The sequence below is a fragment of the Parabacteroides sp. AF19-14 genome, from assembly GCF_003635485.1.
GTDB lineage: Bacteria > Bacteroidota > Bacteroidia > Bacteroidales > Tannerellaceae > Parabacteroides > Parabacteroides distasonis.
The window spans coordinates 248737-264165 of sequence record NZ_QTMJ01000007.1 but is presented as its reverse complement, the minus strand read 5'-3'; the positions used below and the strand labels follow the sequence as shown (position 1 = coordinate 264165).

The 15429-nt window shown below is 38.2% G+C and carries 13 protein-coding genes; 1 reads left to right on the top strand and 12 read right to left on the bottom strand.

Features of this window, described 5'->3' with window-relative positions; genetic code table 11:
* From DWX33_RS09815 to DWX33_RS09755, 12 genes are all read right to left on the bottom strand, one after another.
* Window positions 1–266: cysteine peptidase family C39 domain-containing protein (locus DWX33_RS09815; protein ID WP_233570157.1), on the bottom strand; the 266-nt coding region annotated here is incomplete at its 3' end.
* Window positions 267–302: 36 nt separating this feature from the next.
* Entirely contained in the window at window positions 303–1487 is a 1185-nt protein-coding gene (locus DWX33_RS09810; protein WP_122380293.1) for a 6-bladed beta-propeller, read from the bottom strand.
* Window positions 1488–2032: 545 nt separating this feature from the next.
* Complete coding sequence (locus DWX33_RS09800; RefSeq protein ID WP_122380292.1) at window positions 2033–3460, bottom strand: Gfo/Idh/MocA family protein; 1428 nt, start codon at window positions 3458–3460, stop codon at window positions 2033–2035.
* 10 nt (window positions 3461–3470) lie between these two features.
* Complete coding sequence (locus DWX33_RS09795) at window positions 3471–5543, bottom strand: TIGR04157 family glycosyltransferase (RefSeq protein ID WP_122380291.1); 2073 nt, start codon at window positions 5541–5543, stop codon at window positions 3471–3473.
* Window positions 5543–6769 (bottom strand): TIGR04157 family glycosyltransferase, encoded by a 1227-nt coding sequence (locus DWX33_RS09790; protein ID WP_122380290.1) that lies wholly within the window; start codon window positions 6767–6769, stop codon window positions 5543–5545. Before DWX33_RS09790 ends, DWX33_RS09795 begins: the two co-directional genes overlap by 1 nt.
* A 12-nt stretch (window positions 6770–6781) precedes the next feature.
* Window positions 6782–7654 carry a lanthionine synthetase LanC family protein gene (locus DWX33_RS09785; protein WP_050758721.1) on the bottom strand — a complete coding sequence of 291 codons (873 nt, stop codon included), beginning with the start codon at window positions 7652–7654 and terminating at the stop codon, window positions 6782–6784.
* A gap of 12 nt (window positions 7655–7666) precedes the next feature.
* Window positions 7667–8830, bottom strand: a complete 1164-nt coding sequence (locus DWX33_RS09780) for a 6-bladed beta-propeller (RefSeq protein ID WP_121962637.1) — start codon at window positions 8828–8830, stop codon at window positions 7667–7669.
* A gap of 24 nt (window positions 8831–8854) precedes the next feature.
* Entirely contained in the window at window positions 8855–10006 is a 1152-nt protein-coding gene (locus DWX33_RS09775) for a TIGR04150 pseudo-rSAM protein (RefSeq protein WP_008773248.1), read from the bottom strand.
* A 5-nt stretch (window positions 10007–10011) separates the two neighbouring features.
* On the bottom strand, window positions 10012–11451 hold the full coding sequence (locus DWX33_RS09770) for a radical SAM peptide maturase (protein ID WP_050758722.1): 1440 nt from the start codon (window positions 11449–11451) through the stop codon (window positions 10012–10014).
* 119 nt (window positions 11452–11570) lie between these two features.
* Complete coding sequence (locus DWX33_RS09765; RefSeq protein WP_080707583.1) at window positions 11571–11750, bottom strand: TIGR04149 family rSAM-modified RiPP; 180 nt, start codon at window positions 11748–11750, stop codon at window positions 11571–11573.
* A 115-nt stretch (window positions 11751–11865) separates the two neighbouring features.
* A complete protein-coding gene (locus DWX33_RS09760) occupies window positions 11866–12252 on the bottom strand; it encodes a LytTR family DNA-binding domain-containing protein (RefSeq protein ID WP_199713287.1) in 387 nt (128 codons plus the stop codon).
* A gap of 1 nt (window position 12253) precedes the next feature.
* Window positions 12254–14026 (bottom strand): hypothetical protein, encoded by a 1773-nt coding sequence (locus DWX33_RS09755; RefSeq protein WP_122380289.1) that lies wholly within the window; start codon window positions 14024–14026, stop codon window positions 12254–12256.
* Between the two features lie 374 nt (window positions 14027–14400).
* On the opposite strand from DWX33_RS09755, the gene DWX33_RS09750 reads away from it, so the two are divergent.
* On the top strand, window positions 14401–15342 hold the full coding sequence (locus tag DWX33_RS09750; protein ID WP_117892651.1) for a helix-turn-helix domain-containing protein: 942 nt from the start codon (window positions 14401–14403) through the stop codon (window positions 15340–15342).
* Window positions 15343–15429: the final 87 nt, after the last annotated feature.

The following is a 15429-nucleotide window of genomic DNA, read 5'->3' as shown; positions in this document are numbered from 1 at the left end:
CATTGGTTCCAGTGCAGTATGCAGGGTAGGGGACATTCCTTTTCCAATTCCTCCACCGTGATCCGCACGCCCTGTGTTCGGAACCCGATCGCTTCCGCCGCCTCGCTGATACCGAGCATGGAGACTCCTTCCCGGGTGATGAAGGCTTTCTCCCGTAAGTTCTGGATCGAGTACACACGGCCATAGAACTTGGCGATCATACGGAGGCAGCTAGGACCACAGTCCATAGAATCCAATTGCTGATAATGTGGAAACGATCTTAGCATAAATTGAAACATTAGGATATAGACATGATTTAGTTCTTATCTCTTATGTTTTATCAGCATAATCACCGGATTGGACTCTTCATCCAATGTAGTTGCGATCTCTTTCAGTTTGCCTTTCAATCGTCCTCTCCCGTAAGCCTCGGCAAGTTCGTGGGCTTGCAATGACTGTCCGATTACGAATTCCGGATCTAAAGGTCTCGACGTCATATCCACTTCTCTTTTGCTGGTATAATCACCATTGTATATTTTAGGTATGAATAAAGAATTTTCCAGTCTATCGTACATCAAACCGGAAATTGGAAACCCTCTCCCTGTTTCAAAATTAAATTCCGCTTTCAACAGGCTCATGAAATAATAACGGTCGGTAAAAACGGTTGGTATAAGAAATACTTCAGGAGGATCCATGGAGTGTATGGAGGGGGTTCTTACGATAAGGGGGATTGTCGTATTAGCATCCGGCAAATAGTGGTATATGGTATCGGATGATGTCTCCATAAGTACCCAATTGGTATGATCTGGAACTATTTGATACATGGCGGTTGGAACTGGAGCGGCCCAGTTCTCCCAGTTTTCCCCGTCTCTTGCGACCGGGCTTTTAACTTCATCAAAAGGAATTGATATTTTCCGGGTGATACTTCCATCCTGTTTGGAAAAGATTAAATAATATGGAGGTATGGCGTTTGACGGGTTTTCCAGACTATTATCCGGTACATAAGAGATCAAATTTTCCCGGTCGTAATTAAATGTATTTACATGAGATTCCGTACCTGCGGCTTTGAAACTCCTTTTAAAATTTCCGTCTAGATCATATACTGAGATTTTACTTCCGGTATAGGCTATGACAAATATTTCCTTGTTTGCTTCATCCAGAACAATCTCCGTAATACCTATATATTCCTCGCCACCTTGCCCTTTCCTGTTTATCTTCTTCAAGGCTTTGCCGGTTTTTCTGTCAAAAACAAACAAATTCCCGTCGTTGGCCCAGTTGGTTATTAATATAACTTCTGCACCAATGGCCATTACTTTGCCTTGGGTAACAAACTCATCATTTGTTTCCAACGGGATGTATTCCACATCCATGAAATCCTGTAGTGTCAATTCCTTTTCAGGATAATTCTTTATAACATCAACTGTGATGAGTTCATTTGTTGATTGTTTATCTTTTCCACATCCCGCTAACGCAAAGAGGAGGATCGCTGAAATTGTGATTATCCATTTCATTATTCTTACGATTTAAGGTTAAACACTTAGGGCGATACGTTCGCTCAATTATGCCTAGTCACAAAAATAGGTTATTTTTTCTCGTGATCCCTTCTTTTTGTTCAAAACTTATAGCGATGAATGGAATTCTATCCGTTATTTACATAATTTCGGCACAGGCTTAGCAATGGATGTTGTTTCTCCTCGCTATCTTGTGGGTCACTTATCAAAAGGTCAAATAGTTCGTTTATTTCCGGGTCGTTGATTCCCAGATCATCCTTTTCGGACTCCAGATACCAGCTGCCCCATGTTGTTATAATACAAATCTACAAGTGTACTTCTGTTGATGCTTACCCTGCATAACCTTCTCGAAATAATCTTTACTTTCCATAATCTTACTTTTTTAAGTGTGGAGGCAAAGGTACTGAATCGGATTAACAATATCTTACGCTCTATCGGTGGCTTACTTTTTCAAACTGTTAAGTTTTAGCGGACAGTAATAATATTGAAACATAATTACAGAAACCTGTGCTTGGATAGATTTTAAATAAACCATTTTATGCAAATTATGACATTTCCGACAGATTCCAACCTGCACGATAAGTATGTTTGATCAATTCGGCAGCAAATTCTTTCGCATGAACCGGATCTGACATTTTTGCATTGAATGAAGGATGCCCCGCTTTGATTGTAAAACCATTTACGATCATCTGTCGGATTTTTTCATCGTCGCTGATATTTGTAAATTGCATGTTCGTCCTGTCCCATTCCAATATTTTATTCAATGATTGCAGACGGACAGCCAATATTCCCATCAAGATCATTTCGTTAAATACTGCTGCTTCTGAAAAATCCGACTTTGTTTTCACCCTGTTCTCCGGACTTTCCTTGCAGGCGCGTACCCAATCCTGTTCATGACCACCATCCATCGCCCGGTCTACACGGCGAATTGTCTTGGGGACATCTGGCACACGCCCAGATAACAACCATGGCTGAAGACCATAAGAACCACAAATCAACGTATCTTTCGTGCCATGGAAAATCGTCAATCCACCGGCTATCCCCATGAGCGGACGTTCCTGTGGAAACCCTTCCGGGCGTTGGGGCATAAATCCACCATCATACCAATGTACCTCGACTTCCGGAAAATCCACTTTCGCCATCCTCTTTCGTGCTGGATACACGAATTTCACATATTCTGACTGCGGGGCACAATCGATGAACAAAGGGGAGGATGCCGCCTCCACAGATACAGGATACCCCAATTTAAGCGCTTTAAAAGCGGGATGCAAAACATGGCAACCCATGTCTCCCAAAGCACCGGTTCCGAAATCCCACCAACCACGCCAGTTCCAAGGATGGTATATCTTGTTAAACGGCCTCATTCGAGCTGGCCCGATAAACAAATCCCAATCCAATGTCGCCGGAATCTTGTGCGCTTTGGTTGGCGTTTCCAATCCTTGCGGCCACATTGGGCGATTGGTCGCCACTTCCACTTTCTTCACTTCACCGATCTCACCGTTCCATATCCATTCACATACCCAATCGACATCCTCGCCGGAAGCTCCCTGGTTTCCCATCTGCGTGGCAATCCTGTATTCGGAAGCCAATCGGGAAAGCAATCTTGACTCATAAATCGAATGTGCCAACGGTTTCTGGACATACACATGTTTGCCCAATGTCATAGCGGTAGCAGCGATAATGGCATGCGTATGATCGGGAGTCGCCACTATAACCGCTTCGATATCCCTATCCATCTCATCAAACATCCGGCGAAAATCTTTATATTTCCCAGCTCTCGGAAAACAGTCCAAGACCGGCTTTGCATATTTCCAGTCCACATCACAAAGAGCAACGATGTTTTCTGTCTCAAAAACATGCTGGATATTGGTGATTCCCATACCGCCAATACCAACGACAGCTATATTCAGTTTGTCCGATGGAGCTGTATGCCCGTGGCTTTTACCTAAAATAGAGTTCGGTGCGATCTGCATGTTATATATTTTACTTATAGTTCTTACGTAAAGATATGGTTGTCTCGGTTGGAAAATTATCCGGAACTGGTTGTGTCACTTGTCCGGTAGCAGCCCACTCGGCACCGCGAAGCAATGTAACCTGAAAGCCGGCACATTGCATGGCTATATTATCGTCAAGCGAATTTCCGGCGTGCCCCAAAGTCGTATGGAAGATACGTGTTTTTCCGTAATCGACCGTAAACATTACTAATTCATCTCGTCCGGATCCTTTCGTTGTAGGATCGGAATATCCCCAAAACAAGACATCTTTGATAATACCCGTCCCACGCATCCGGTCATACAATTCATCTTGTGCATGCAACCATGCAGCAGGAAGGCCTTTTGTCACTGGATGCTCCGGATTGCCACAATGAAGTACAAACTCATGCCGGCAACCATGTGAACCGGCACATCCGGAAGATTTATCATCATACTTCAAGTAACCGGCTTGCCGATAGATATAGGGACCAGCCGTCTCTTCACGTCCACCCCAGCCCCCAAAGCCGATGATCCGATTATATTCTTCCCAATCTTTGAAAGCATTGTTTGCGGCATGGTAAACCACCACGCCACCTCCATTTTTCACAAACTCTAAAAAAGATTTTTCCATTTTTTCTGGCCATCTGTCACCGTTATAATCAAGTATCACCAACTGATAGGAAGAAAAATCAGGGTCGAAATTCGACATGATCTTTCCTGTTTTAGGCGATATGGCGACATTGACCGTAAAAAGTCCGGAGTTCTCAAGAATCTGCTTGATCGCAAGGTGGCTGACTTCCCAATTATGATTGCTCTGGCCGGTTACGATCAAAACTTTAATCTTACCTTCATCACGATTCCAACATGACTCATACATTTTCAACATATTCTTGCGAAATATATCTATAAAATAGTTGTTGAGATACTTTCTACGCCCGTTTTGCCCCATTTGCTTGGTTTCAATCGGATGTTGGAGTAGGTATAACATCTTTTCAGCCAATAGTGAACTATCAATTTCTGTTTTATCTGCATATTCCATCACAGGAATGTGTAAGCCGGTAATATTATTCTCTATCATTTCATATAAACCGGTAGAAGTACTACCTATGATTGGTAATCCATGCATCATCATTTCTATGGCAACGTAACTACATTGTTCGTGAAACGATGGCATAATCCCCATATCAGCTATTGTATATAGTTCGTAAAGTTTCTCTTTGTTTATCAACCCTGTCCAGATGACATTCATATAAATATCATCACATTCGATCAAGTGGACATCGAACTCTCCATTTCCGGCAATGATGAAACGACATTCCGGATGCGTCTTTAATACTATTTTGAATGCCCTTAAAGCATATTTTAATCCTTTTATATAGTCTAATCTTCCGGCAAATAGAAAAATTGGAGCATCGGATATACCATATTTTTTCCTTAACGCTGATTTTTCAACACTGATTTTACTATCGGTAAGCCCATTATATACGACTGTGATTTTATCCGGCTTTATTTTGTAATCATCTTGCAATACAGACATTGTCTTTTTCGAAAGACAAATAATATGATCCACTACGTCAAAAGTTTCCTTTTCTTTTTGGAACTCCTCTTTCAAATATTCTATATCCTCACGGTTCTGAACCGTTTCCTGCGTTTTACATAATTGCCTAAAATGAGTCAAATTGCCTAACAGTTTGAAACACCAATCGAAATAATGTATAGTCAATACAATCTTGCAATCAAACGCCTTTTTTAATTCTTTTGCAAATTTACTGCTATGGTTGGCATTCAAATGAAATATCAGATTGCTTTTATCCTCAATGTATAATTGTAGCAGGTATACAATATTTTTATAATACAAATCATTTAGGAGATCAGTCGCCATTTGTTCTATAGGCTCCGGAAAATACCATCGCTTTATGCCATCGCTTGTCTCCTCCATTTGCATTTGAGGTACGTGCGCCCTTAAATTTACCACGCATACCTTAATCTTGCTATGACGAAGTGCGGTGGTTAGTTCGCGAATATAGGTGCCAATCCCATATACCGCTGCTTCGCTCGATGTGTGAAAAATATATAGGTTCATTATTGAAATAAAGAATTATATGTTTTTACCATATTGATACGGAATATTTCCGAAGCATAATTGTCAAGATACCTTTTCCGTCCGTTTTGTCCCATTAGTTTGGCTTCGATTGGGTGTTGCAACAAGTATATAATCTTTTCCGACAATAACATAACGTCTATTTCCACACTTTCAGATAGTATGGTAAGAGGTATTTTTAACCCACAAGCATTATTAACCACCTCATTTAATCCCGATGTAGTTGTGGCTACCACAGGCAATTCGTGCATCATCATTTCAATAGCCACATAGCCGAATGGTTCGAATAAGGATGGTACAATCCCAATGTCTGCTATTTGATAGATTTCATTCAGGTCTTTTTTATTCAATAATCCGGTAAATGTTATTTTCGTGCAAATATCTTTAGCCTCTTGGAAGCATATATCATAATTACCGCTACCAGCCATTATGAGACGGCAATTCGAATAAATTTTTAAGACGTTTCGAAAGGCTTTGATCAAAAAAAGTATTCCCTTGATTTCATCAAAGCGACCGGCAAAAAGTATTATTTTTTCTTCTGCCGATAAATTCCATTTCTTACGAAGAGCTATGCAGTCTAACCTATCGGACATATCCTGTAAGCCATTCGGAACTACAGATATTTTAGCGATATCAATGCCATAATTCTTACACAAAATATCTTTCATATAGCGTGTCATGCAAATGATGTGGTCTACTGTCGAATAATAGGTTCTTTCCACCTCAAACATCGTTTGCAGCCTTTTCTCCAACGCATCCGGATGCTTTTGTTTCAAAATACGGGATAACCGTTCGGGATTGTCATAAATGGTAAAGCCCCAATCGAAAAAGTGAGAGACTGCTACAAGTTGGCAATCAAACGCATTTTTCAGTTCTTCTGCCAATTTCCCGCTTTCAAAAAAATTCAGATGAAATATCAAGTTATCTTTGTCTTTGATATGTAGTCGAAGCAAATAAACGACATTCCGATAATACAAATCCCATTGTTCTTGGTCGTTTGTCGTTCGTTGATCCGATATGGCTAAAGGGAAGTGCCAATATTGAATTCCATCTATCCATTCTGTTTGTATTTGAGGCTTTTCGGATATTAGATTTACGACACAAATATTTATATCACGGCCTTTCAAGGCGGTAACCAATTCATGGATATAAGTGCCTACGCCAAATACCGCTCCACGCCGGGTTTGATTGAAAATATATAAATTCATATTCAATGCGAGTTACAATAGATTCACCCATGATATATTTGCTCGATCCAATGCGGCCAACCGTATCATGCCCTCACCTGCATATCCATTAAGAAGTCCTGTAGCAACGGGAGCTTTTCCCATTTCCAAATCCGGAATTTGTTTCAAAGTAATATCAACGTTGTCGTGTATCGGTTCGTGCAAATAACGATGATGTAGATAAACGCGCGCAATATTACCAACGACTGACTCCTTTAATCGTGGAATAGCTTGGATTAAATCCGGTGATTGTACTCCCCATATCCTCCGACATTGTTCCAAAAGCCCAGTGTAACGATCAGAACCGGATATTTCTTGCAAATCATATAAAAAGCAATACACATCAATTTGCTCTTCTGCGGATATATCCGGTAAATGTTCTTCGATCAATTTAACAATAGATGTTAGACATTCACGTGCCTGCATTGCGGGCGTAGGGAAATTCAGACGTGTCATCCAATACCGCCCATAGCCAGTTAATCCGTTGTATTGGCTGAAATCCTGCCAGGGATCATATTTCACAGCCCGATACATTCTTCCATCAAAATCCTCACAAATATCATCTTCAATGTCCAGAAAATTATTTCGGATCATATAATCGAATCCGACACCGATACCAGCTATCCCTTTTTTATAATTTGCTGGACTGTTGACATGTAATTGATTCAATATTTGATCAATCAAGTCCATAGCATAATCAGCAAACAACATATTATTTGTATATTGTGCATAATGAAAAAAGAAAATAGCGATTCCCATCTTACCATGTACCAACCCAGGACATTCGGTTAATGTACCGTTAAGCAAGAGCATATCGGTAATTTGTTGCAGATCCTTTTTTATTTGAATAGTATTGTTTTCCGACATTGCGATATTTTTTTACTTTTTAGATTTCACCAACATTACCACCCGATTGTCATCCTCTTCCAATGTCGCGGCCACTTCTTTTAGTTTGCCTTTCAACTTTCCCTTTTGATAGTCCCGGCAAAGATCGAAAGCGTTCAGGGTAGCCCATGATTCACCTTGGGCATTGATAGGGGTCAGCATAACCATATAGAATTCATTTTTAGAAGTATAATCTCCATTGTATATAATATACCTAGAAAACTCCTTTTCTTGGGTATCATACACAAAGTAGGTTTTAGGGAATCCTTCTTCTTTCCTGAAATCATATACGTTTTTTATACCTTCCATGAAATAATAGCGATTGGATATCAACCTCGGAATCAAGAACACTTCCGGATCCATGGTATGGATAGGTGGCGTTCGTGCGATAAACGGACGTAAACTGCAATCGGGCATCAATGTGTAGATCGTATCTGATGAGGGTTCTAATAGCATCCAATTACCATTAAACGGAGTGATTCTGCTGTAAGATCCCGGTCCGGCAGCTCTTGTACTATTTTCCATCCGTAAGACTTGAAAAAAGTACTTCTTCTCTTTAAAGGAAGGTCTTATTTCCTTGGTTATGCTCCCGTCCTGCTTCGATACGAGCAGGAAGGGTATCTCAGCATTGATTTCATCGTAACAAATCAGATTTTCTTTGTCATAATTGAATATTTCCCAATAGAACTGAGAGTCACCTTCTGTTTTCTGCTTCAAACTGCGTTTAAAATTTCCCTCTAAATCATAAACCTTTATTCTTTTCTTATAGTGATCATTTATAAATATTTCATTGTTTTCTTCGTCCAACGTAACACATCTAAAATTTATATATTCTTCCCCTCCTTGTCCTTTACGGTTTATCTTACGGATGGCCTTTCCGCTCCGGTCATATACGAATATATTCCCATCATTATTATAATTTGCCACTATTATGTATTTTTCACCAACCGCTTGTACATATCCCTGATTAATAAACTCATCGTTTGTTTCCAGAGGAATGTATTCCACATCCATGAAGTCTTGCAGGACCAGTTCTTTTTTAGTTGAATAACCTTCATCTACATCCACGGTTATAAACTCATCGGTCGAAGAATGACCGCCTCTGCACCCTGTCATTGCAAACAGGGTGGTTATTCCTATAAAACTGAATGTTTTCATTTGCATATTATTTTGTTTACTCTGTTATTCTTTTACATGACAAAGATTGGAACGTCCAATAGCTATCTCATAATTGGATGGAGACGGGCAAATCCATTGATAAACACAATCCGTGCAGGGGGCTTGATTACGAACACGAAACCACGATTTGCCCTCTTCAACTTCTTTGTGTAAGATTTCTTGGATATTGTTGACATGGATATTTCCCAACGAAGGGTGGTTAAGATTGGCATACACATCCCCATTAGGCAGAATGGTGATTTTTCCAAAGTCATACAAATTCATGGCCTGGCGAGCGAAAAAATCTTTCATGGTCATAGGAGAGGATAAAATATCCTCTTTCGAAAGAAAAACTTCGTTTTCAAAAAAGCGAATATTATTTCCGGTATAATTGGGCTTTAATCTGTATTTATCTATCTGATATTGTTCAATGAGTCGCTCCGACTGCTGAACATCCTCTTCGGATGATACCTCAAACACAAATTCCACCGGCAAAGCTTGACTAAGCAAGACTTTCATTGCGTGATTCCACCGTTCCACATCTATCGGAAAACTAACAGAAATCTGGTATGAAAAATTATGCGCAAAAATCGGTTGAAGAGCAATTATATTTTTGTAGGAACACAAAAGATTTTTTGGTGAAGAACAGTGATCCAGATAAGAAAATAATTCACCATAATTGGGAACCTCCTCCATATTACCAACAATATTAAATGTCAGATTTTTCGGAAGCGTTATCAAGAAATGAATTAACTTTGTTATATTAGTTGTCGCATCTATATGTAAAGATATTTCAAATAGTTTTTCCAGTATATTTTTATACGAAGAAAAATTATTTTTTTTGTATAGTTCCTGTTCCTTTGAATAATTGTAAAAGGGCAATATCTGAACCGGTTTGCCATCCGATAAAGAAACATTTATTACATCTCCCATGAATTTTTCACGAAGTTCATCAACAAAACAACAAATCTCTTCCTGCCGATATCGTTCGTGAGTCAATAAAGCGACACCGCAATTTTTTTCTTGAAGAGTTTCTTGCAATAGCTCTACAATTTTCTCATTCGTTGACTCGATTGTAACTCCATCAAGTGTATTATATAATAAAATATGTTTACTTTTTATATCAACAAACACATAAGGTTCAATAGTAAACCAATAATCGGATACGTTCTTCATAATCTTTATTCTATTACTACATTTTTTACTATTTCAGCATAATCTTGCGGATACTTTTCAAGGAAAGTGAAAATATTTCTCAAACTATTCTCAAAATCCTTCTGATTTTGATGGTATTGACAAACAAACCCCTCTTCATTTGCTTTATCTATATTTTCAATATGAAACAGACAAGAACCACAATACTTATAAGCATAACAGGTTTGGCAAAACTTTTGGATATGTTTATAATAAAAATTGTATTGCTGCGTAATTTCTGGTATATTGAATTCTATATCTTCATCCACTTTTCCCATCGAATACCGATAGTCTATTCTTTCACAAGGCAACAGCTTGTTTCGATTGGTCAATAAAACCTTTTTTGAGAATGGCGTACAAGTACTTGTAGGCAACTGCTTTTCAATACTATACAATAATTCTCTTATATTGGATATGTAATAATTTATCGAAATATATTTCAGATAATTTGTTAACTCTATGTATGACAGCGAATTTTTGTGTGTTAAACGAGCCAACTCAGAATTCACCTTACGGAATTCGGAATCGCTGTCTGCCACACTGTGATACATACTGTTAAATCTATCTTTATTACACGGCCTAATATGCCTTGTGTTTAATTCTGATACTCTTGGTATTTTATTATATCGTGTATAAATAAATTCATAAATTTCCTTTATTGTATTTCTGTCATGTAGAACAGCATTAAACGATATATTTTTTAGAAAATAGTCTGGATAGTCTTTTTGAAGTCGATCCAAATTTTCAATTACTTTTTGAAAGGAATTTTCGTTGTCTTTTTTAAATGTTCGATAGCTATGGCATTTCTCATTACCATCCAAACTGATTAACAAACGGAAATTATTGGCAACTAAAAAATCCATATACTTATGAAGCAACGTAGTGTTAGTTGTCATAGTATATTCAAGATCAAATTGCTTGGTAAGATTCAATTCTTTAGAAAGTTCTACAATTTGTTCGATAAACGTCATATTCAAGAGTGGCTCGCCGCCATAAAAACTAATGGACAATTTATCATTTTTCTTTTTAGGCTTATGGTTAAAAATAAATTTCAATAAATGAATGGCCTTATGAGTATCTATTTTCTTACTGATTCTTTCATCATATCCATCATACAATTCCCCAAACGCACAATACGTACAACTTAGGTTACAAGAATCAGTCACTTCAAATACGACTTGCTTGATATTCTTTATATTGTCTTCAACTATTGATTCTTCCAATACCGCAAATTCGGTTGGTTTTGACTTTGTAAAGAATCCATGCGCTTTCAAATAGGCATATTTTTTTACATAATACGAATTAACATCCGTCAATTTTTCAGATGTTTTCTTTAATTCCGGATGTGCCAACATAGACAATCTGCTCTGATCATCGTATATGTATAGATTTTTATTCTCTGATGTATAAAAAAATGATTGTATCATATTAGACCTAATTAGTTATTGTAAAATGCAACCAATATAATATCTATTGGTTGCATTTTTTATAACCAAAATTCATATTCATGACAGAAAAGAATTCTGGCTTTAGAATAAAAAAACGATTAATAGTGATAAGATGTATTACTACCTCCAAAATTGTTGTAGTAACTCCAGTCAGAACTTCCTCCACAACCACAACCACCACTGGTGCATCCACACCCGCCTTTTAAGGCATTTAGCTTACGTCGATCCAATTCTTCTTGACCGAATTGATTCAACTTGATTTTACCAACTTTTTTCATAATATTTACTATTTAAAATTCACATACCAATGTTAGCCACTTTTTTTTATACCGTCAAACTAACTTAAGCCATTATTACTAAATGCGTATTTTTCGCTACTGAACGTGCGCTTTATTAAACCTTATTCGGATTAGCATACAAAAGGAAAGCCTCTCGGACTGCTTTTTTTCTACGTTCGCTAATTTTATACTCCAAACCTCTTTTCAAATGAATCCAATACGAACCATCTTTGAATATAAATTCAGATACATGGTTCATATTGACAATGACTTGCCGATTTATTCTTGTAAAATTATTTTGCAACACGGATTCTATTTGGAGCATACTTACATGAACTAAAACCTCTTCATCTTTAAATATCAGCCAAATGTTGGGTTTATTGTACACAAGTGCAACCAAATCACTATGTAAAGAAGTTTTTAGACTATTCCTATAGGAATAAATGATCATATTGTCTTTCACTTTCAGTATATCCATATTATTTGTTTTTTCTGTTTTCATCTTACCAAAACTCAATTTTTATATTTGAATCCTTTGCAAAGCCTAGTAATAATTCTTTTTGATAAGTTTTGCTTGATGCCAAACAAACAACCTTACTTGGGCTTAAGATTCGTAAAATCGTCTCAAACGTATTTGCGTATGAGAAGAGTCTAGGGAAATTTTGTTCGATACTATCATTCTCAAATACCTTTTGTTCGGAAAATTCAACTTGTACAGCTGTAACTGTCTCTGATAGTTCTGTGTCATCCGGAATCTCATATTCGGATAATAATAGAATAGGAATCTCTTTTCCTTGTAAAAAAGTCGATACATGAGCCAGTTCTTCCTCGTCTGTTAGGTAAACCAAACAACATCTTTTATATGGAGATAAAAGCCTTGTCCAAGGATGGCTGTCTATATTAAAGTTATTTGTGGTATTCCTTTTCTTTTCTATCCACTCAAAATGATTCAAGAAATTAGAGATATTGCGAATAGACTCCTCGATGGATTTTCCAGCGATACGAGAACGTGTATAATCCATTTGTTCTTTCGAAATGAAAGACAATATATATACGAACAATGCGTTTTTTATGGAATGGTTGCCAAGCATGAGTCTTAGGGTATCCCTAGCCTCATATTCTTGAATAGCTTTTCTTATATATTCTTGTATGATTGTATCAAATTCAATTTTGTATTTTTCCAAATCGAGTGGACTCACCTTTCCCTGAAACTTCTCTTGCCTCCAATTTACCAATGTGCGCCAAGGAATTGAATGACGTTGCGCAGAATAGAAATAAGAAAACATGGGTTCAAAGCGTGAACATATGAATAAATTTTTTCTTCTTTTCAGCTTTGAATAATTACATTTCTTGAATTTCTCTAGAGAAATGAACCGATCCTCCGCTTTTTCATACCAATATTGATAAGTTTCAGTGTGCTTTTGAAGACATGGACGTAAATGAAACCATATCAGACCACCATCAAATAGCTTTTTATTATGAAACATTACTTCCAGAACTTGATTGTAGCCGGGAGCTTTTGGCAAATAACAAGCTTGGTAGGTCATTTCTTCAGAGACCTCGAAAAAGAAAAGATCTCGCACTCCGTTGAATGGGCATAGAATGTCCCGGTAGGTTGTGTCTATCTTTTCGTCTCCTAAAAAAGTAAGCCATTCTCCGTTTTTTTGTAACACATTGATACCAGAGAGGGATACCAATATTTTATCTTGTTTGATTCTTTTTTTCAAATAGGAGAAATAGAAAGGAGCCATCTTTATCGCTAACCAGTCTTGCCATTTTCTTTTTGGACTTTTGCCCTTTTTAGAATTATGCAGGTAAGATATATATAGCTTATAAGCTAGTTGTTCCAAAGGGTTGATCCGGACTTTTTGCTCGGTGCGGTAGGCATCACAATATTTTTTGAATGATTCGGAAAAAAATAGCTGGTCTGAATCTATCTTGATCGCATAGCGATATGTTACTTTTGAAATCGCATAATTCGTGTATCCGGAAAGGAGATGAATCGAATCCTTCGGCAGATTCATGGTCTCTTGGAATTGTTCATCCGTTAAATCTATAGGATAGATATAGGGTTGGTATTCAAAGATTTTGATCTTGTTGGGGTATTTGCTCTGTTTTCTTTTAAGTATATTAGCTGTCTCATCTGTACAATTGTGATATACCGCAATCAGCTCATCTAATCCTTCAATACAAGACTCTATGCAAGCGTCTAGGAAATCCGCGCTGTTTTGGCAGCGCAATATACCCGTTACCCCTAAAGGGCGTTCTTTTGTCAATTGTGATAAATCGACAGTGTATTTAGAACCTCATAATAACCCAAAATAACCAGAAACATCTAAGCATAAATCTTTAATATTCAATATATTCTAAAAATTAACAGTTTTCGACTGCTTTTTGATGCTTCCCAAATTTCCACTTATTTTTGAGCCATATTTCTGACGTGGAGAATTTGCGGAGCTTATTTTTTGTTATACCGTACAGTGAGTTGTCAAGGGTTTACAACCATTTACAATGAGTGACAATTTCCTCCCCGATATGTAGCAACAGTCATATCGTGTAGAAATGCGACAACGGTTGACTTCCGTTTACATCCGTTTACCACTTCATGAATATATCAATAAAGAAGCTAACAAGTAAACGATAGAGCAGTATGAAAACAACGAAAAAATGCATTTTTTGTGGCAAGCCGTTTGCAACTCGGAGCGGGATGCAAAGGTATTGCAGCGAGACCTGCCAGACGGAAGCCAAGCGAGCCAGAACAGCGCAGAAGAACAACCTCTTCAAAATTGCCAGTCCTATTATGGAGATACAGCACCAGGAGTATCTCACCTTTTCCAAAGCAGCCATCCTCATGGGCTGTTCCCGGCAATACATTTACAAACTGGTAGCCACCGGTAAGTTGAAAGCCTCACGCCTCAGCAATCGCATGTCATTCATCCGTAAGGCTGACATTGAGCGAATGTTGGAAGGCAATCCCTATCACCGTATTCTCCCGGGCAGCACCTCCAGACCGAAACAATCCACTTCATCTTTCTTGCTTGCCAAAAAAGAAAAGAGGGAACATAAGGCTGATGAAGTGCTTGACTTCTATTCTGGCGAGGAAGTGATGTCCCTTTTTAAGGTAAAGCGGTCATGGCTGTACACTTCTGCAAAGCGTAACCATATCCCCATTTGTCGCATAGCTGGGAAGAACTATTACAGCAAGAAGCATATTGACGACTTCTTTGGTGTGTCTGTCGATATAAGCAGGATAACAGACTGGCTCCTGACGGAGGAAGCGGAAAACCTGTTTGGAATGAAGCCCTCTGCACTCCGGGCATACGTTTACCGCCACAAGATACCCACCAAAAGAGAATACGGACGTACCTATTATTCCAAATCTCATTTGGACGAACTCCGTAGAACCGACCTTGTGAACGATGAACGCTATTGTACGGTAGAGCAGGTTCAGCAAATTTACGGGCTTTCATCCGCCAACATCTGCCACATCGTCAAAACAAAGCACATTGAAAAGATAAAGGTGGGTGTGAAGAACCTGCTCCTGCGTTCTGATGTAGAACGTGTCATGGCAGAGAGGAACAACCAACCGTGAACACTCCGTATCATCGGATAATTATTTCAAAATGATTGTCGTGAGAATACTCACGATTGTTTCACGTTATTCCTTTGCACTGAAAAC